General features: G+C 57.9%; 21 protein-coding genes. 5 read left to right on the top strand and 16 right to left on the bottom strand.

Going from position 1 to position 18,258, the window contains the following annotated elements; translation table 11 throughout:
* Positions 1–5 precede the first annotated feature (5 nt).
* Genes DFP90_RS17570 through DFP90_RS17550 form a run of 5 tightly spaced genes read right to left on the bottom strand, consistent with a single transcriptional unit; the run spans position 6 to position 4,296 of the window.
* Positions 6–365, bottom strand: coding sequence for a hypothetical protein (locus DFP90_RS17570; protein WP_115937833.1), 360 nt, complete (start codon positions 363–365; stop codon positions 6–8).
* 4 nt (positions 366–369) lie between these two features.
* Positions 370–1,578, bottom strand: coding sequence for a precorrin-6y C5,15-methyltransferase (decarboxylating) subunit CbiE (cbiE, locus tag DFP90_RS17565; protein WP_115937832.1), 1,209 nt, complete (start codon positions 1,576–1,578; stop codon positions 370–372).
* Positions 1,575–2,219, bottom strand: a complete 645-nt coding sequence (locus DFP90_RS17560; protein WP_115937831.1) for a precorrin-8X methylmutase — start codon at positions 2,217–2,219, stop codon at positions 1,575–1,577. The genes cbiE and DFP90_RS17560 overlap by 4 nt, the downstream gene beginning before the upstream one ends.
* Positions 2,216–3,115 carry a cobalamin biosynthesis protein CbiG gene (locus DFP90_RS17555; RefSeq protein ID WP_115937830.1) on the bottom strand — a complete coding sequence of 300 codons (900 nt, stop codon included), beginning with the start codon at positions 3,113–3,115 and terminating at the stop codon, positions 2,216–2,218. Before DFP90_RS17555 ends, DFP90_RS17560 begins: the two co-directional genes overlap by 4 nt.
* A gap of 11 nt (positions 3,116–3,126) precedes the next feature.
* On the bottom strand, positions 3,127–4,296 hold the full coding sequence (locus DFP90_RS17550) for a sirohydrochlorin chelatase (RefSeq protein ID WP_115937979.1): 1,170 nt from the start codon (positions 4,294–4,296) through the stop codon (positions 3,127–3,129).
* A gap of 301 nt (positions 4,297–4,597) precedes the next feature.
* On the opposite strand from DFP90_RS17550, the gene DFP90_RS17545 reads away from it, so the two are divergent.
* Positions 4,598–5,110: a PAS domain-containing protein gene (locus DFP90_RS17545; RefSeq protein WP_115937829.1), complete on the top strand. Its 513-nt coding sequence runs from the start codon at positions 4,598–4,600 to the stop codon at positions 5,108–5,110.
* Positions 5,111–5,117: 7 nt separating this feature from the next.
* Here the strand turns inward: DFP90_RS17545 and DFP90_RS17540 are convergent, their stop codons facing one another.
* The 8 genes from DFP90_RS17540 to cobS all read right to left on the bottom strand — a co-directional run bounded on the left by DFP90_RS17540 (position 5,118) and on the right by cobS (position 11,432).
* Positions 5,118–5,762: a glutathione S-transferase family protein gene (locus tag DFP90_RS17540; RefSeq protein WP_115937828.1), complete on the bottom strand. Its 645-nt coding sequence runs from the start codon at positions 5,760–5,762 to the stop codon at positions 5,118–5,120.
* Between the two features lie 5 nt (positions 5,763–5,767).
* On the bottom strand, positions 5,768–6,358 hold the full coding sequence (locus tag DFP90_RS17535) for an ActR/PrrA/RegA family redox response regulator transcription factor (RefSeq protein ID WP_425452185.1): 591 nt from the start codon (positions 6,356–6,358) through the stop codon (positions 5,768–5,770).
* A gap of 18 nt (positions 6,359–6,376) precedes the next feature.
* Positions 6,377–7,645, bottom strand: a complete 1,269-nt coding sequence (locus DFP90_RS17530) for an ActS/PrrB/RegB family redox-sensitive histidine kinase (protein ID WP_115937975.1) — start codon at positions 7,643–7,645, stop codon at positions 6,377–6,379.
* 123 nt (positions 7,646–7,768) lie between these two features.
* On the bottom strand, positions 7,769–8,830 hold the full coding sequence (cobW, locus tag DFP90_RS17525) for a cobalamin biosynthesis protein CobW (protein ID WP_115937827.1): 1,062 nt from the start codon (positions 8,828–8,830) through the stop codon (positions 7,769–7,771).
* A 13-nt stretch (positions 8,831–8,843) separates the two neighbouring features.
* A complete protein-coding gene (gene cobU / locus DFP90_RS17520) occupies positions 8,844–9,383 on the bottom strand; it encodes a bifunctional adenosylcobinamide kinase/adenosylcobinamide-phosphate guanylyltransferase (protein WP_115937826.1) in 540 nt (179 codons plus the stop codon).
* Complete coding sequence (locus DFP90_RS17515; protein WP_115937825.1) at positions 9,380–9,940, bottom strand: hypothetical protein; 561 nt, start codon at positions 9,938–9,940, stop codon at positions 9,380–9,382. Before DFP90_RS17515 ends, cobU begins: the two co-directional genes overlap by 4 nt.
* Positions 9,937–10,572 carry a histidine phosphatase family protein gene (locus tag DFP90_RS17510; protein ID WP_115937824.1) on the bottom strand — a complete coding sequence of 212 codons (636 nt, stop codon included), beginning with the start codon at positions 10,570–10,572 and terminating at the stop codon, positions 9,937–9,939. Before DFP90_RS17510 ends, DFP90_RS17515 begins: the two co-directional genes overlap by 4 nt.
* Positions 10,569–11,432 carry an adenosylcobinamide-GDP ribazoletransferase gene (cobS, locus tag DFP90_RS17505; RefSeq protein WP_115937823.1) on the bottom strand — a complete coding sequence of 288 codons (864 nt, stop codon included), beginning with the start codon at positions 11,430–11,432 and terminating at the stop codon, positions 10,569–10,571. Before cobS ends, DFP90_RS17510 begins: the two co-directional genes overlap by 4 nt.
* Positions 11,433–11,487: 55 nt before the next feature.
* Between cobS and cobT the strand changes: the two genes are divergently transcribed.
* The 4 genes from cobT (at position 11,488) to DFP90_RS17485 (ending at position 14,966) form a co-directional block, all read left to right on the top strand.
* Positions 11,488–12,510 carry a nicotinate-nucleotide--dimethylbenzimidazole phosphoribosyltransferase gene (cobT, locus tag DFP90_RS17500; RefSeq protein WP_115937822.1) on the top strand — a complete coding sequence of 341 codons (1,023 nt, stop codon included), beginning with the start codon at positions 11,488–11,490 and terminating at the stop codon, positions 12,508–12,510.
* 101 nt (positions 12,511–12,611) lie between these two features.
* Positions 12,612–13,217: a hypothetical protein gene (locus DFP90_RS17495; RefSeq protein WP_115937821.1), complete on the top strand. Its 606-nt coding sequence runs from the start codon at positions 12,612–12,614 to the stop codon at positions 13,215–13,217.
* 30 nt (positions 13,218–13,247) lie between these two features.
* Positions 13,248–13,679 carry a YqaA family protein gene (locus DFP90_RS17490; protein ID WP_115937820.1) on the top strand — a complete coding sequence of 144 codons (432 nt, stop codon included), beginning with the start codon at positions 13,248–13,250 and terminating at the stop codon, positions 13,677–13,679.
* 138 nt (positions 13,680–13,817) lie between these two features.
* The gene (locus DFP90_RS17485) at positions 13,818–14,966 is read left to right on the top strand and encodes an HD domain-containing phosphohydrolase (protein ID WP_115937819.1); all 1,149 of its coding nucleotides are present in this window, start codon (positions 13,818–13,820) and stop codon (positions 14,964–14,966) included.
* 75 nt (positions 14,967–15,041) lie between these two features.
* Here DFP90_RS17485 and DFP90_RS17480 read toward each other — a convergent pair whose 3' ends face one another.
* The 3 genes from DFP90_RS17480 to DFP90_RS17470 form a co-directional block, all read right to left on the bottom strand.
* Complete coding sequence (locus DFP90_RS17480; RefSeq protein WP_115937818.1) at positions 15,042–16,640, bottom strand: phosphoenolpyruvate carboxykinase; 1,599 nt, start codon at positions 16,638–16,640, stop codon at positions 15,042–15,044.
* Positions 16,641–17,011: 371 nt separating this feature from the next.
* Complete coding sequence (locus DFP90_RS17475; protein ID WP_115937817.1) at positions 17,012–17,731, bottom strand: HugZ family pyridoxamine 5'-phosphate oxidase; 720 nt, start codon at positions 17,729–17,731, stop codon at positions 17,012–17,014.
* A gap of 97 nt (positions 17,732–17,828) precedes the next feature.
* Positions 17,829–18,212, bottom strand: coding sequence for a VOC family protein (locus tag DFP90_RS17470; RefSeq protein ID WP_115937816.1), 384 nt, complete (start codon positions 18,210–18,212; stop codon positions 17,829–17,831).
* Positions 18,213–18,258: the final 46 nt, after the last annotated feature.

The raw sequence follows: 18,258 nt of genomic DNA, 5'->3' as shown, positions 1-18,258 counted from the left end.
GCCGCTTAATCCTCGTCTTCATCGTAATAATCGTCATCATCCCCATCCTCTTCATCTTCCAACAGGGTGATAACGCGGTTTTTCAAATCATCCAGTTTTGCAGGCGGCAGTTTAATGCCGGTTAGCGCCGCGTGATGTTCCAGCAGCACCAGATCTTCCAGGACCTGGCCCAGGCAGGCGACAATATCGGTGGCTGGGGCCAGCGCCGCGTTGGCCAGGGTCGCGGGCAGCCGGGCCGCGATCTCTGCCGTGGCCGGGTTCAGCGGATGACTGTTCTGGCTGACCGATTCAACCGCGATCTGACTGAGGGCAAAGACGTCTTTCCAGAGTTTGGAATCCTGATACTGGTCGCAGAGGTTGGCCACGGATTTATCCTTTGAAGGCGATGAGATGGGTCACGGCCATGAGAGGTTTCCACCCTTTGAGCGGTCCAACGGCCTGTTCGCGGGATACCGCAATCCGGCTCATCTGGCCACCCCATTTTTCGCGCGATTCCAGCAGTTTTGCCTCCCCTTCCAGGGTGACCGCATTGGCGGCCAGGCGTCCGCCAGCCGATAACGCCTTCCAACAGCTTTCAAACATGTCATTTGCGGTCAGGCCACCGCCGATGAAAATGGCATCTGGCCGGGGCAGGTCTTTCAGCACCTTGGGTGCTTCGCCTTCTATGATTTTTAGGAGTGGTACCCCAAGCCGATCCGCATTTTCGCGAATCATTGCGATACGAGCGGGGTTTTTTTCGATTGTAATTGCCCGACCACCGGCGCGCATCCATTCAATCGCGACCGACCCGCAGCCGCCGCCCACATCCCAGAGCAGCTGGCCCGGCTGTGGCGCCAGGGAAGCCAGAGTGGCGGCGCGCACTTCACGTTTGGTCAACTGGCCATCATGGGCAAAGGCATCGTCCGGCAGGCCCGCCAAGCGACTGAGCGGCCTGTTTTCCGGATCGGCCAGGCAGATGATGGCGATGGTGTTGAGATCGGCCCCTCTCGGATGGCTCCAGTCGCGGGCGATGCCGGAAATATGCTTTTCCTTCGTGCCGTCCAGATGTTCCAGGACTGTAATCTGGCTGTCACCATAGCCCATCGCGGTTAAATGGCGTGCCAGAATCTCAGCCGTGCCGCCGTCTTCCGCCAGGATCAGCAGCCGGGCACCGGGCCGTATATGCAGGTTGACCATGGCAAGCGGCCTGCCATGCAAGGTCAAACAATCTACATCGGCGGCCTGAAGGGGCCAGCCGAGCCGGGCGGCGGCCAGGGAAAAGGCACCAATGGCCGGCAGGACGGTCAGCGGTTCATGCCCAAAAGCTTTGCCCAGGGTGACGCCGATCCCGAAACTCATCGGATCGCCGGTGGCCAGAACCACGACCGGCTTGCCTTCCAGTGCCCGGATATCGTCGATGGTGTCGGTCAGCGGGGATTTCCAGGTCATGCGTGTGGCCCCGTGGCTGTCCGGCAGCATGGCCAGATGACGTTCCCCGCCAATCACCACTTCGGCCGCATCAATCAGGGCCCGTCCTTGTGGTGAAACACCGGACAGGCCGTCTTCTCCGATGCCGATGACAGAGAGCCATTTCTTCATTCTTCATTTCCCCCGGCCAGCGCATTGACGGCGGCAGCCGCCATGGCGCTGCCACCAAGGCGACTGTGCAATGTGATATAGGGAACCCCTAGTTCCGCCGCATGGTCGGCCAGGGCGCGCTTGGATTCTGCTGCTCCGATGAAACCCACGGGGAAACCCAAGATCACTGCCGGCTTTGGCCAGCCCTCACTGATCCGTTCCATCAGGTGGAAAAGTGCAGTCGGCGCATTGCCGACGGCGACCACTGCGCCCTCGACCCAGGGCTGCCACAGCTCAACCGCGGCGGCGGATCGCGTGGTGTCCAACCGTTGTGCCATGCCGGGTACCCCATCCATCCGCAGAGTGCAGATCACTTCATTCTTGTTCGGTAGTTTCGTGCGAATAATACCATGTACGACCATTTGGGCATCGGTCAGGACCGGCTTGCCGGATTGAAGCGCCTCCATCCCGGCTTCAGCGGCGCCGTCCGACCAGTCAATCAATTCGACAATCTCCGGGTTAGCGGCGGCATGAACCACGCGGATCGCCAGCGCATGCAGGCTCTCCGGCAGGCGGGTCAGATCTGTTTCCTGGCGGATCTGTTTGAAGGAGGCTTCATAGATCGCCATAGGATCACGGATATAGTCAAATTTCAGGCTCATGGCCTCTTTTCTCCCGTCACGCCTAAGATCCAGGCTTCTTCAGCCTCGACCTTTTGTTTTTCTTCTTCTGTCAGGGCCGGATCTGCTTCAAACAGCGTTCCTAGCCGGTCTACTTCATCCAGGTCGGCATAATGTCGCGCCAGTGCCACCACCTGTCCCGCATCTTTCGGTTTGCCGGGGATCTCTTCCGGTTTCACCAGTGACGGATAGGCTTCCGCCAATATAACCTGTGCTTCGGCCTGGTCCGACAATCCAGTCTCAAACGGCCAGATCGCCGTGGCAAAGGCAATCCTGGGGTCAGTGCGCAATTGCCAGACCCTTGGAATACCGGTCAGAGCCTGGCTGCCCACGGCCCCATTATAGGCCAGTTTCCAGCAGGGCTGGGTGGTGCGGATCCGGTGTTCCACCAACCGTCGTTCCGCCAGGTCGCCGGGGCCATGGGGACGGCGGCCTTTATATTTTAGGAACGGCCGGTGCCGTCTCTCGGTGCTGCCCCAGAAAGGGAAAGCCTCGCCGCTGATCCGCTCATTCAACCGTTCGGCCAGGTCGAACCGGTTGTTATGATTGTCAGGGCCATCAACCAGACCGTCATCCAGCTCCGACCAGATCTTGCGCCAGAGAAGGCCGGTATGCCCCAGGCTGGTTACGGTTCCGGTGGGATAGCCGAAAGGAAAATCGAACCCCGCCAAGACCCGCTTCCCTTGTGCCACTCTCTCGCCCAGAAGATCCGCAAGCTGCCTGGTCGCGGCATCCCTGGTGCTTGGATTTTCCAGGCAGGTCTGCACCAGGCGGCCGTCCTTTCGGGCCAGTTCCGTGAACCAGATGCTGTCTTTGCCTTTCTTTGGGCTGTTGGCAGCACTCCAGTCCACGGTGAGATAGCAGTCAAAGGCCGGCATGGCCGCTTGCCTTACCCTTTATAGCCGTTTTTCAGGGTCACCGGTCCCAGTGGGTGATCCGCATGGGGATAGGGGTGATGATGATGGTCGTGATCATGCCCATGCCCATGCCCATGCCCATGCCCATGATCGTGGCTATGGCCGTGATCGTGGCTATGGCCGTGATCGTGGCTGTGTCCATGGTCGTGATGATGGTGATGTCCGTGACTGTGGGAATGGTCATGATCGTGGGAGTGATCATGGGAGTGGCCTTCTTTGTCATTCAGCCCTTCCACATGATGGTGGTGGCTTTCCTGCGGCAGGCCGACCTCGTCTTCAAAGCCCAGCACCTGTGCGCGGTATTTGCACATCTGGCAGTTCATCACATTCGCGCCTTCCAGGATCTCCCAAACGCGCTCGGCGAAGGTCTCCATCACCATGGGATGGTCGTTCAGGTAACCAACCTTAATGAATTCCACATCCGGATGGCGCGCCGCCACGGTATCAACCGCGTCATAGATCCGGTCGACCAGGATGCCGGTGAACAGGAAATAGGGGAAAACCAGAATGCGCTTGTAACCAAGCTTCACATAATGTTCCAGGCCCGGCTCCACCAGCGGGAAAGTGACGCCGGAATAGCAGGTTTCGGCCCAGCCGAAGCCTTTGCCTTCCCACAGCATGCGGGTCACTTTGCAGACATTGGAATTGGCATCCGGGTCGCTGGCCCCGCGACCGACAACTGCCAGCAGAGTCTCATGGCGCGAGATGCTGTCATCGCAAGTCTCCAGCGCCTCATCCACCCGGCCGCCAGCAGCCTGCAGCATTTTGAGGTCAACGGCCAGCTCGCGGCCATATTTGATTTCAACGCCCGGATTTTGCGCCGCGTAGGTATTCAGAACGGATGGGATGTCATTTTTGGCATGGCCGGCGGCAAACAGCATGCCGGGCACCGCCAAAATAAACTCACAGCCCTCTGCGCGCAGATTATCCAGGCCCGTGCGGATAATCGGGGTGGCAAATTCCAGGAAACCGTAATCCACCGGCAGGTGCTGCCAGCGCTGTTTCAACTGTTCGCTGACCTGTTTGAACTGGTTGACCGCGTCTTCGCTGCGGCTGCCGTGGCCGCAGACCATGATGCCGATCTTGCGGCCGTCTGCGGTATGGGTCGGAATGTGGAAAGGATCCTGATGGATGTCAGACATATTTGCCCCGTTCTGATTATGGGTTCTCATGAATTACGGTTTCAATTGGACCGGATTTTTTCCGGCCCTTGAGTCTATTTGCCCCGGCCCAGGGTGCGAATGGCCAAGGAACTATCACCCTTTGCCGCCTCTGTCAGCAATATATCCGCCGCATCCTGTCCGAAAAACGGCTTGGTTGCAAAGCCACACCAGAAAGGTATCTTATACGGGTAGAGCTTGTCCGCATGATTCAACTGGCTTTATCCGGTCCAGTTCGGTTAATGTCCCGCCGGGGCAGGTTACTGGGTGAGGGTTCACGACAGTGACTGAAGCAGGTATTGAACATAGAGAACTGCCGTATCGGGAAGAGGATTTGGATCTCAAATCCCTGAGCCCGCTTGTGCGCTGGGCCTATGATTATTGGAAAGGCAAGATCCGCGACGGGCGTTTGCCTGGCCGGGCCGATCTGGATCCGCTTGAGATGAAACCGATCCTGCCCAATATCGTTTTATTGTCTGTGCGTGCGGAGCCACTGGATTTCTATTACCGTCTGATCGGGACTGAAATCGACCGGCATTCCCAGAAATACAATACCGGTAAATGGATGAGCGAAATTCCCGAACGCCGGGAACCCAGCAAAGTCTGGTCCAACTGCAGATTGGTTGCGGAAACCGGCCAACCCAGTTGTCGCTCGATTCCCTATGTCGGTCCGCATCGCGATTTTCTGGCCACCTGTCAGATCAACCTGCCGCTGGCCAGTGACGGGCAAAGGGTCGATATGCTGATGATCGTTGTGGATTATATCGAAGCCCACCGCCAGCGGGCGAGGCGTTGAAACCTATTCAGACATCTTGGGTGAAATCTGTCTGGGCAACGGATTTCCGGGATTGCATCAATTGGATCCAGTTTTGCAGCTCTGGGTATGATGCCAATATATTTTTCCCTTCCGGAGCCTTTGCCAGATAGGCCAGCACAGGATAGGCGTGGAAATCTGCGAGAGAGGGGGCATATGTTCCGGCCAGGAACGATTTTCCGTTTTTTATTTTTGTCAGCTGCGCCAGGCATTTATGGGCTTGCTGGATGGCCGGTGTGATTTTCTCGAGATCCGGCGTTTCCCGCTCCATTTGCTCAACATAGATATCCCATACCAAGGTGCGGTAGGCATATGAATCGATGATCGCAATAACCTGATCCATACGGCTGGCGCGCTTGTGGTCGGTCGGGGTTAAACTGGGATCTTCGGTCAATCGGTCCAGATACCGGGTGATGGCGCCGGTTTCAAATAATTTGAAACCGTCATGATCAATGGCCGGAATGCGGTTGAATGGGTGAATTTCGGCATATCCGGCGGGTATCTTCTCTGGCGAAAAGATATCCACCGAAACCTGTTGATAAGAGAGCCCTTTTTCCAGGAGCACCATTTCCACGATCCGGGAATACACACTGTATCCGGCACCGTAAAATAGTATCTCTCCGGTCTGGGGCATGACGGTCAGTCTTCCCGCGGCGCGTGTTTGTTCAGGATGCGCTGCAGGGTCCTGCGGTGCATTTTCAAGCGCCTGGCGGTTTCGGAGACATTATGATCGCATTGCTCGAACACCCGCTGGATATGTTCCCAGCGGACCCGGTCGGCGCTCATGGGATTTTCCGGCGGTGGCGGCAGGGTGTTGTCCTTGGTCAGAAGAGCGGCTTCAATCTGGTCCGCGTCGGCGGGCTTGGACAGATAATCGATGGCACCGGCCTTGATGGCAGAGACGGCGCTGGCGATATTGCCATATCCGGTCAGCATGATAATGCGGATGTCGGGCCGGGATTCGATCAGGGCTTCGACCACTTCCAGCCCGCTGCCATCCTCCAGGCGCAAATCCAAGACAGCAAAGGCAGGCGCGCGTTCGGACAAGGTCTCGAGGGCTTCCCCCACGCTGCCGACGCCGGTCACGTCAAATCCGCGTTTTTCCATGGCCCGGACCAGACGGTTCCTGAGCGGCATGTCATCATCCATGATCAGCAGGGACCGGTCGCTTGCCGGTCTGGAGGGAAAATCGGTCATCTCATCACTTTCTGCATTGGGTCCATCAAGCATTTTCTTGTTTCTTATCGGTTATTTAGTGTCGAAGACATCGCGTTTCCAGCGAATCATCACCTGCGCACCGCCGGCCTGCATGCCGTTACCGGCAACCAGGTTGCGAAACAGCACACGTGCGCCAACCCGTTCCAGCAGGGTCTTGGCAATGAAAATTCCAAGGCCCATATGATTGCCGGTACTGGTCCGGGTTGAAATATAGGGTTCCCCGATACTGTCCAGCACCTGGCGTGGAAATCCGGGGCCGTCATCCCGGATGGTGATGCGCACCTCATCTTCATTCCAAAAAAGCTGCAGGCTCACAGTGTTTTTTGCGAATTGGCCAGCATTCTGGATCACATTGCCAAGTCCCTGGACCAATTCCGGCTTGCGGGTGAATTCCGGCTCCCCGCCCTGGTTATCAGCTTCGATCGCGAGATCTGCTGTGACGCCGTCTGGCAGATAGGTGTCCAGGATTTCCTGGGCGAGATCGGTTAGCAACACCTGTTCATAAGGCGCGCCGCCTTTGGTTTCCGGCCGCTGGCGCAGGGAGGCCAGGATCTCGCGACAGCGGTCGGACTGGCTGATCAGCAGTTCGATATCCTCGGCCAGCGGGCTGTCCTCCGGCACATCATTGGACAATTCCTTGGCGACGACCGCAATGGTGGCCAGGGGGGATCCCAGCTCATGGGCAGCGGCGGCGGCCAGCCCGCCCAGGTCGGACATGCGCTGCTGTCGGGTGAGGGCGGATTCCGCTTCGGCCAGCGCCTTGGCGGTGCGCCGGGATTCCTCCATCAGGGACCAGAGATAAATGGTGGTGAAAACAATGGCGACGGAAACCGCGGTCCAGATCCCGATCACGTAGATCATCGGTATTTCCAGGGGCGTTCCAGACCATGGCAGAGGGCGGTGCTGGAATGCCAGGAAAGAGACCGCCAGCAGGGCAACCACGCTCAAACCGATCGTGGCTTTTTTCGAGAGCATGGTTGCGGAAACCGTGACTGGCACCAGGATCAACAGGGAGAACGGGTTCTGCAATCCCCCGGTCAGATAGATCAGGGCGGTCAGCTGGGCAATATCAAAAACCAGGATCCGGGTCACGTGGTAGCCGGTCAGCCGGGTCCGGCCCATCCCGATCACCAGGTTGGATAGGACCAGCATGCCAATCACGCCCAGGCATTCAAAAACCGGCAGCTCAAATCCCAGCAGATAACTGGTGGCCAGAACCGCCGCCGACTGGCCGGCGGCTGCGATCCATCGCAACAGCACCAGGGTCTGGGGACGAATGCCGGTGGAATTCTGGGGCATGGGGCCGGACTCACTTGAAAATCTGAACTGATCCAAAGTGATATATCCGGCCAGGGGCGGCTGCAAATCAAAACGGCCCGCCGGGGGGCGGGCCGATTGACGCACCTTTAAGTGGCCTTATGGTCAGGCGGTGATCGCCTGTTCAATAGCGGCCCGATCCAGACCCTTGCGGCCGATGACCACCAATTGCGACCGTTTGGCTTCGCCGTCTTTCCAGGCGCGGTCGAAATAGCGGTTGAAACGCGGGCCCACCCCCTGGATCACTTCGCGGCGATCCGCATTGGGCCGCAGCAGGAAACCTTTGACCCGCAGCACATCATGGGCCTTGACCACATTGATCAGCTTTTCTTCCAGTGCGTCGGCATCCTCTACCAGGTTCAGATGCACGGTGAAGCTATCAAATTCATCATGATTATGGTCGTCATGGTCGTGATCATGATCATCATCGTCATCATGATGGTGGTCATGATGGGACGGGCGCGCGTCCAGATCGTCTTCCGCAGCCGCTTCCAGGCCCAGCAGGATCGCCGGGTCTACAGCGGCGTTGGAGGCATGCAGGAAACGGACCCCGTCACGCAGGCTCTTGGCCAGTTCACTTTCGATTTCGCGTATCTCATCACCGTCCAACAGATCTGCTTTGTTCAGAACAACCATGTCGGCACAGAGCAGCTGGTCCTCGAACACTTCTTCCAGCGGGTTTTCATGGTCGAGATTTTCATCCGCCTCGCGCTGGGCCTGGACCGCGTCTTCATCATCGGCAAAGCGGCCTTCTTTCACCGCTTTCGAATCGACCACGGTGATCACGCCGTCAACCGTCACCTGGGCGCGCACTTCCGGCCAGTTGAAGGCCTTGACCAGCGGCTTGGGCAGGGCCAGGCCCGAGGTTTCGATCAGGATATGGTCCGGCTTGTCTTCCCGGTCCAGGATACCTTCGATGGCGGGCAGGAAATCATCGGCCACTGTGCAGCAGATGCAGCCATTGGCCAATTCCACAATATCATCTTCGGTGCAGCCTTCGATGCCGCAGCCCAGCAGCATTTCCCGGTCGATGCCCAGATCGCCAAATTCATTGATCAGGAATGCCAGCTTTTTGCCATTGGCATTCTCGATCATATGGCGGATCAGGCTGGTTTTACCGGCACCCAGGAAGCCGGTGATGACGGTGGCTGGAATTTTCTTTGCCATTGGCGGGAAACCCTTATTCGGTAACGTTGTTGTCTTTGAGGATGACAGGAAGTCCTGAAGCGACCAATACCGCTTTGTCCGCCGCTTTGGCAACCGCCTGATTGACCCATCCGGCTTCATCGCGAAACCGGCGCGCCAGTGCGTTTTCAGGCACGATCCCCATGCCCACTTCATTGGATACCAGCACAACCGGACCTTTCGCGCCCTCAATGGCGGCGACCAGGGCTATTCTCTGCGCGTCAATATTGCGTTCCGCCAGCAGGATATTGGTCAGCCACAAGGTCAGGCAATCCACCAGCAGGATGGTCTCCGGATTGCTGAGTTCCAGGATCTTTTCGGGCAGGTCCATGGGCGCTTCGGCCGTTTGCCAGTCCGGGCCGCGCTCGCTCTGATGGCGCTGGATACGGTCCGCCATCTCCGCATCCCAGGCCTGGGCGGTGGCAATATAGATTTTTGCCAGCCCCGCAGTGGCGGCGATTTCTTCCACCATCTTTTGCGCATAGCCGGTTTTGCCCGAGCGTGCGCCGCCACAGACATAGATGATTCCGGTCATTTGCCTTTGCTCACATAGCGGAATTTCAGGCCAAGCCTGCGGATGATTTCCTGTTCTTTCAACGATCCGGCCAGGCTTTCCGGCTCTGCCGCGGATGAGCCTTTGGCGACCAGATTGAACACCAGAACCCCGTCTGATTCGATAGAGAATGGATCGATCGTTAGGCGGTTGCCATCGATCTGGATCTTATGGTTCTCAAGAGGGGCGGTCTTGACCGCATCATTGTAACTGGCGCTGATCACGTCCGTGCCTTCGGCAAAGGTGATGGTGACCGGCCCGTTGAAATCACCTTCTGAAACCTTATTGCGGCCTTTGTTGAGAAAGGCCAGCCGGATTAGATGCACATCTTCGCCATGGGGCGGCAGATCGCCGGTGAAGGTGGCGACAAAGTCGCCATTGTCGCTTTCCCGGGGTTCGCTGACATAATCATAGGCCAGATCCCATTCCAGCTTGACCAGCTGCGGATTCTTGCGAAGCCGCCGCATCATCACCAGGAACATGATCAGCAGCAGGGCGCCGATGATCAGATCACTGCTCAAGAATTCGCCGAAATTCATGATTGATCCCCCTTGCTGCGCGGCAGCCAGTTGATGAAACCCACCCGCCAGTGATGCTGGCCCTCATGATCGATGTGATCCAGCCTGGTGACCGAGCAATTATCGATCGAAAAAGCCAACACCCGTTCCGGATCCAGCCCAAGCGCGAAGCTAATAGCGGCGCGGATTGTCCCGCCATGGGTAACGGCGATGATGTCCCGGCCCGCATGGCTGGCGGTGAGTTTGGTAATGGCGGGAACGGTCCTGGCGATCAGGTCGGTAAAGCTCTCGCCGTTGGGCGCGCGCTCATAGGCCGGTGCCAGCCAGTATCGATGGGCTATGCCGTCGCGGATTTTGTCGAAATCCTCATAGCTGACGCCCTGCCAGTCGCCAAAGGATTGTTCCTTGAAATCGGGTTCGATCAGGGACTCACTGAAATCAAGACCTTGGACAGCGATTGCCTCGGCCGTCTGGGCGGTGCGCTGCAAGGGAGTGCGCACCAATGCGGCACCGACGGGCAACATACCGGCCAGCGCCTGGAAGGTCGCCTGATCGGAACAATCGCAGGGCAGGTCCATTTGGCCATAAATGGTGCCGTTATGTTCGGTGACGGGGGCGTGGCGCACCCACCACCATCGGGTTACTGTCGTCATGAAAACACCTTAGGCAGATTTAGTCCGGTAAGGGACCAATGATAAGCCGAGGCCAGGGCGAGGAACAAGGCGATCTCGGTGATCTGCTGTGCGGCCCCCAGCGTGTCGCCGTTATAGCCACCCATCTTGCGACGGACCAGTGCCATGAACAGCCAGCCTGCCAGCAGGCTGGATCCGCAAACCGCCAGAATCAATATTGGCTCCAGTAAAAGATGCAGGATCCAGATGGCCATCCCCAGTCCCAGGACCAAGGCGATCAGGGTAACCTTGCTGTTGGGGCGTCCGGCACGCGCGGCCAAACCCGGTTTGCCGGCCAGCGGCATAACATTCATGCACCAGACCACCTGGGCGCGGGAAAGCGCATGGGCGGCGACCATGGCCAGCAGAACCAGTTTCGGATCAAAGAGGAAGACAAGGGCGGAGGCACGCAGGCCGACATTGATCATCAGCGCCAGCGCCCCATAGCCGCCGATATTGGAATCGCGCATGATTTCCAGCCGCCGCGCCGGTTCATGCCCGCCCCATAGCCCGTCGAATGCGTCGGAAAAGCCGTCTTCATGCAGGGCTCCAGTCACAATCGCGGTTGCGGCGATGGCCAACAGGGCCGCGATCCAGCCGCTGGGCAACAGAAGAAGCGCGCCCCAATATATCAAGCCACCCAACAGGCCGACCAGGGTACCGATCAAGGGAAAGCACCAGGCCGCACGGGCCAGGGGCCGGTTGCGCCAGGGGGCGGTTGGCAGGCGGGTCAGGAACATCAGGCCGATATTCAGATCGGTGAGCGGGGCAAAGCCCGTCACTTCCGGCACTGATTCCGGGGGGATGGCCCCCTTGCTGGTATTTTCACTTTCGCTTGTCATGGTGCCACGTTATATCCCTTGCGGGGATGACACCACTAGATAAAGGCCGACGTGCATGAGCGAAAATCCGTCAAAAGCCACATTTGCAGAATTGCGGGAACTGATTTCACATTTTCCGGGTGCCAATGAAACTGCGCGCAATTTTGCCCGCGAGCGCGAAGGGCAGCTGACCAAGCCGCCTGGCGCTTTGGGCCGCCTGGAGGAAGTTTCCGAATGGTTTGCCAGCTGGCAGGGCAAGGACCGGCCGGAAATCAAGCGGCCGCGCGTGGCGGTTTTTGCCGGTAACCATGGTGTCGCGGCCCAGGGCGTTTCCGCCTTTCCGCAGGAAGTGACCGTTCAGATGGTGGCCAATTTCCAGCATGGCGGCGCTGCCGTGAACCAGTTGTGCAAGGCTCATGACGCGGAATTGCGCGTTTATGAAATGGCGCTGGAAAACCCGACCGAGGATTTCACGCAAGCTCCGGCCATGACGGAAGAAGAATGTGCAACCGCGGTTTCCTACGGCATGATGGCGGTGGAAGACGGCCTGGACTGCCTGTGTGTGGGTGAGATGGGCATCGCCAATTCCACCAGCGGCGCGGCGCTGGCCCATGCGCTGTTCGGCGGCGAGGCCCGCGACTGGGTTGGTCCCGGCACCGGCGTACAGGGCGAGGCCTTTGAAAACAAGGTCCGTGTGGTCGGTGAGGCGGTGGCGCTGCATCAGGCTGCGATGACCGATCCGTTGGAAGTGCTGCGCCATCTGGGCGGTTTCGAGCTGGCGGCCATCGTCGGCGCGGTGATCGCGGCCCGTATTGCCCGCGTACCGGTGATTTTGGATGGCTATGCGACCACGGCGGCGGCGTCCGTCCTCTTTAAGATGGACCCGCATGCGCTTGATCACTGCATTGTCGGCCATCTTTCGGCGGAGCCTTCGCATATTCACTTGCTGGAAGCGATCGGCAAACAGCCTTTGGTCAATCTGAACATGCGCCTGGGCGAGGCCAGTGGGGCGGCGGTGGCTTTGGGCATCGTGAAGTCGGCGCTGGCCTGCCATAACGGCATGGCGACCTTTGCCGAGGCCGGTGTCAGCGGCGCCTGATCCCGGGGCGGATGATCTGCGTATCACAAGATGAACCGCTGTGATCCGGAAAGGGTTCAGCGGTTCTTTTCTTTTCAAATCACCCTGATAGACTGCCAGACATGAGAAAAATTATCGCCCTTCTTGCTGTTGTCATCCTGCCGCTGGTTCTGGCCAGCTGCTATATGCCGACCAAATATGATCTCAAGATCCAGATTCTCAAGGATGGGCGCTATGCCTATGAATATGAGGGAGATCTCATTCATCTGCGCTTCCTGCAGAAACTGGGCACAAAGGAAGTGGCCCAGGGCAGTGCGGAGGAACAGAAACAGGCAGAGATCTATATCGCGGATCTCAAGCGCGACCGGGGATTTAGCGAGATCAACTATGTGGGCGAGGCGCGCTTCCGGGTGAAATACCGCCACCAGGGCAATATCAACGAACGCAAGAGTTACAGTTTCGTACGCCGCAACGGCTGGTTCATGCGCATCCTGCGCAATCAGCCCGGCGTGGTGGAGCTGCAGGGCAATAAGCTGCCAAAGAATTATCGTGATGAACTGATCGCCACCGGTTTTGACAGCTGGGGCAAAATCCGGGTCTGGAGCGATGCCAATGTGGAATTTCACAATGCCGGCTATGTTCAGGAAGGCAACCCGACCATGTATGAATGGATCATCCGTTCCATGGCGGAGCCGACACCGAAAATGGTGATCGGGATCGATCCTTAAACACCGCAGAAATTCAAAGGAAACTGGCTGATGCTGGCCTATGGCAGCATGTTTTTGAGCGCCTTTCTGGCGGCGACCATTCTGCCGGTTTATTCGGAGGCGGTGTTAATCGGGTTTCTCACCGAAGACACGCTTAATCCCTGGATATTGTTGGTGGTGGCCTCGATCGGCAATACATTGGGCAGCGTTGTCAATTGGGCGCTTGGCCTTTGGTGTCTGCATTTCCAGGACCGCCGGTGGTTTCCGGTCAGCCAGAGAGCACTGGTAAAGGCGCAGGACCGGTTTCAGCGCTGGGGGCTTTGGTCGCTGCTGCTGTCCTGGGCGCCTTTTATCGGGGATCCGTTGACCTTTGCCGCCGGCATCATGCGTGTTCGATTTATCATCTTCCTACCGCTGGTGCTGTTGGCAAAAACAGGACGCTATCTATTTATCCTTCTGATTGCGTTGAAAATAATCGCATAGCCTTGGGGTTGTTTTTGCGCACGTTTTAGTGAACAATCATCGCTTGTTCGTTGCTCCGAACGCTTTCCTTTGCCAAGATGATCCGGTTACGAAGCGGTCAGGCTTCGGGACTGAGATGGTCACGGGGGAGTAACGGGGTTGAGTGCGGGTTGGGATAAACTGGTTGCTGACAAAGTGGCCTCAATCAAGGCTGTGGAGAAGAACAGCATTCTGCTGGCGGCGGCCAATCCAAAATTATTTTCCGAAATCATGCCGGGGCTGACCCGGTATGTGGATGTGACGTTTGCCGAAGAGGGCTGGACCGCGCTGGAGATGGCCAAGACCGGCAATTACATCGCAGCCATCATCGATGAGGACCTGCCGGGTCTGAGCGGTTTCGATGTGGCGCGCCGCTTGAAGCGGGAGCCGGATGAAAAAGGCTATACCCTGCCGGTGATGCTGGTCGCCCGGCGTGCGGAAGATCATGACGCGGTGGAACGGATCAAGGCCTATTGCGACGGCTATATGCTGGCCCCGTTTGAGGCAAGCCCCTTCCTGACCAGGTTTTGGGAAGTATGCGATGTCTATATGGAACGGGCCTGGGATGATCTGAATTACATCCAGTCCAGCGTGTTGAAAGTCGCCAAGAAAAACCTGATCAAGCTGTTCGATTCAGCCGCAATCCATGGCGCGGTGGATCCCAAATTATCGTCGGAATGCTCGGTGGCTCTGGTCAAGGCGGCGCGTTCTCAGGATCTCAATGGCGTTTTGACCATGCTGAAGAATCATCACAGCTATTCCTTCTGCCATGCGCTGAAGGTTTCCGCCCTGATGGCCCTGTTCGGGGAACAGGTCGGCCTGAAGGATGGTGACTTGGCGTTGTTGGCGCAGGGCGGCTTGGTCCATGATGTGGGCAAGGCGGTGACCGCTGTGCATCTCCTGGATAAGCCAACGGTGCTGGATGAAGATGAATGGGAGATCATGCGGCAACATGTGGAACATTCCGGCCGCATTCTGCGGGCCAGCGGCGAGGTGCCCCGGGAAGTGATCCATATCGCCGAGCGCCATCATGAAAAAATCGATGGCACCGGCTATCCTTATGGGCTGAAAGGCGCACAGATGGATGATCCCAGCCTGATTGCCATGATGATGGATATCTATTCTGCCCTGACCGACAAACGGTCTTACAAAAAAGCGTTCAGTAAGCAGAAATCCATGGAGATCATGGCCTCCATGGCGGGCCATCATATCGAACCGGGCTTCTTCGAGCGGTTCCGCGAAATGGTGCTCGACGGGGTGATTGATTGAGGCTGGTTCTCTTCGAAATAAAAAGAGCGCCCCTGATTGCTCAGGGGCGCTGTTAGTCACACAGCCGGGCGCGGATCACGCGGCTGCGTAAATGCCTGATTTCTTCACGTCTTCGGAAACGTGGCTTTCAAACTGTTTGAAATTTTGCTCAAACCGGCCGCGCAAGTCACGGGCGACCTGGTCATAGGCACCGGTATCTTCCCAGGTGGTTTTCGGCTGCAGTACCTCTGCCGGCACATCCGGACAGGTTTCCGGGATGAACAGGCCGAAATTCTCATCCCTGACCTTGGCGATGGAGGAAAGCTTGCCCTCCAGGGCCGCGCGCACCATGGCGCGGGTATGATGAATGCTCATCCGTTTGCCGGTGCCATAGGCGCCGCCGGACCAGCCGGTATTGACCAGCCAGCATTTGGCACCGGTCTTGGCCATTTTCTCGCCCAGCATCTTGGCATAGACGCCGGGGTGGCGCGGCATGAAGGGCGCGCCGAAACAGGTGGAGAAGGTGGCCTGCGGCTCGGTCACGCCGCGCTCGGTGCCGGCAACGCGGGCGGTGTAACCGCTCAGGAAATGATACATGGCCTGTTCCGGGGTCAACTCGGAAATCGGCGGCAGGACGCCAAAAGCGTCCGCGGTCAGCATCACGATGTTTTCCGGCTGGCCGCCCTGGCCGGTCGGTTCCACATTGGGGATGAAATCGATCGGATAAGAGGCACGGGTATTTTCCGCCAGGCTGTTATCGGCAAAATCGATCTCGCGGGTGAAGGGATCAAACACCGTGTTTTCCAGGATCGTGCCGAACCGCCGTGTAGTGGCGTAAATCTCCGGCTCCATCTCCGGGCTCAGGTTGATCACCTTGGCATAACAGCCGCCCTCGAAATTGAAGACGCCATCGTCGGACCAGCCATGCTCGTCATCGCCGATCAGGGTGCGGGTGCCGTCGGCGGAAAGGGTGGTCTTGCCGGTGCCGGACAGGCCGAAGAAGATCGCGGTGTCGCCCTTGGCGCCAATGTTTGCTGAGCAATGCATCGGCAGCACGCCTTGTTCCGGCAACAGATAGTTCAACACGCCGAAGATGGATTTCTTGATCTCGCCGGCATAGCGGGTGCCGCCGATCAGAACCATGCGCTTGGCAAAGTTTACGGTGACAAACACTTCTGAATTGGTGCCGTCGCGGGCCGGGTCGGCCTGCAGCAGGGGCGCGTGCAAAATGGTGAAGTCCGGTTCAAAATCGGCCAGGTTTTCCTGGGCCGGGCGAATGAACATATTGCGCGCAAACAGGCTGTGCCACGGGCTGTCGGATACCACGCGCACCTTGATGCGGTATTTCTCCGATGCGCCGGCATAAAGATCCTGCACATAAAGTTTGCGATTCTGGTAATAGCTGGTCATCTGGCGGTGCAGATTGTCGAACACTTCTTCCGTGGTCGATTTGTTGACCTGGCCCCACCAGATATTGTCGCGGCTGGAGGATTCGTCGACGATGAATTTGTCGTTGGGGGAGCGGCCGGTGAATTTGCCGGTTTCAACCGTCAATGCGCCGCCCTTGGTGATGGTGCCGAGGCCCTGGCGGACCGTCTCTTCGTAAAGCGCCTCTGCGCCCAGGTTCCAGAGAGCATCCCCCTCGTTGAAGACGCCGTGATTCTGAAGACCGTAAGTGCTGCCCTGGGAAGCCAAGGTTTCCTCCTGATGTGATTTTGACCCTATTCTAACGGGTAGGAAAGTTCCCACTCAATGATAACTACCCGTTCGGAAGTGCCTCTTGTATATCCGGGTAGGCGTCGAGAATCGAGTCGTAATTTGCGCTAAATTTGTCGCGGTAGCGATGATTCGAGGGCGAATTCAGCCCTTTGGCCGGGGCATTAGGGCAACTGTTTCACATGCACCTATTTCCCGGCTGCCGGAGAGGCCCATTCCACAACGGGTTGGGCTGATGTATAGACAAGCAGAGGCGACCATAACGGGCATCTTAGCCGTCAGGCACTCTTTCCACCCGGTCATGACTGTCATGACGGGTGCATAATATTCATGATGGTTGCGAAGCTGCGTCAGTCGTCATTTCGTGCAAGATTTGTCAAACGGACCAGCTCATCACGGGCTTCCTTCGCGTTATGCACTTTTTTGTCAAAACCTACCCGCGCTGTCTCGCCGCCGCGACGCAGGTCACAGCCGTCGGGATCGATCCCGGTCATGCGCCAGCCAACCCCGTCCAGGCCCAATAGGCGATTGGCATAAAGCCCGATGGCGTCGCTGTGATCGGCATTCATATGGTTGATGATGCCTTCTTCCGCGCGGTTGAGCGCGTCTGCACCGTCTTCCGGAAACACGACCTTGTCGCCCTCTACCCAATGAATCTGGCCGAACCCGGCAACCATATGAACCCAGCTCACCTCCATCCGGTAGAGATGAAAATCCTTGAAGCCGCGATAGACTTCCGCAGAGGGGTGGCGGCGGCAATAGCGGTCCAGCAGCATCGGATCATCACTGCGTTTGAACCGGCCCTGCACGGTAATACGGCTGCCGGTCAGCGGATTGTCCAATCCACCGGTGCCATCAAACAAAAGGGATGCGCGGCCATCGGCTTTCAAATTCTTGGTATGCTCGGCCAGATCGCTCAAAAACAGCAGCGGTGCCGCCTCCAGGTCACAGGCCGCCAGCACCAATGAGGCATAGGGCTGTTCCGGGTCTCCGGCCATGCGGGTGGCAAGCGTTGCACGGTCGAGGGCGCGGATGAGGGAGCGGCATTCAAGGGCGGTGGTTTTTGTCATGTCAATCTCTAAGCAGGAAGCTGGTCGGGGCAGCCGATGTGATTTCGTTTGCTCGATCTTAGTGCGCGGCGTCAGCCGTGACATCCCTGAATATCTGTCAGGATGTGGGCTCGATCAAATCCCAACAGGTGCCCCAGGGGTCGGAAAAGACCGCGACCGTGCCATAGGGTTCTTTGCGCGGTTTTTCCCGGAAGGCGACTCCGGCCTTGAGAAAATCGGCATGGGTTTGCGCGAAATCATCGGTTTGCAGGAAAAAGCCGACCCCGCCGCCGGTCTGTCTGCCAAGGGCTGCCTGTTGTTCCGGTTTGGTGGTTTTGGTCAGTACGAGGGCGGTTTCTGCACCTTTCGGTGCGACCCGGATCCAGCGTTTGCCGGGGCCAATCTGGGTATCTTCCAGCAGGTCAAAGCCCAGTTTATCCACATAAAATGCAATGCCTTCATCATAGTCGGGCACCAGCAGGGCGACGGTGGCGATTTTCATATTTGAACTCCAAGGCCGAGGACTTAGCCTATTTCCATTAAGCCGC

This window comes from Aestuariispira insulae (genome assembly GCF_003385955.1).
In the GTDB taxonomy this organism is placed as follows: Bacteria; Pseudomonadota; Alphaproteobacteria; order UBA8366; family Aestuariispiraceae; genus Aestuariispira; species Aestuariispira insulae.
This window is presented reverse-complemented; position numbering and strand designations above follow the sequence as displayed.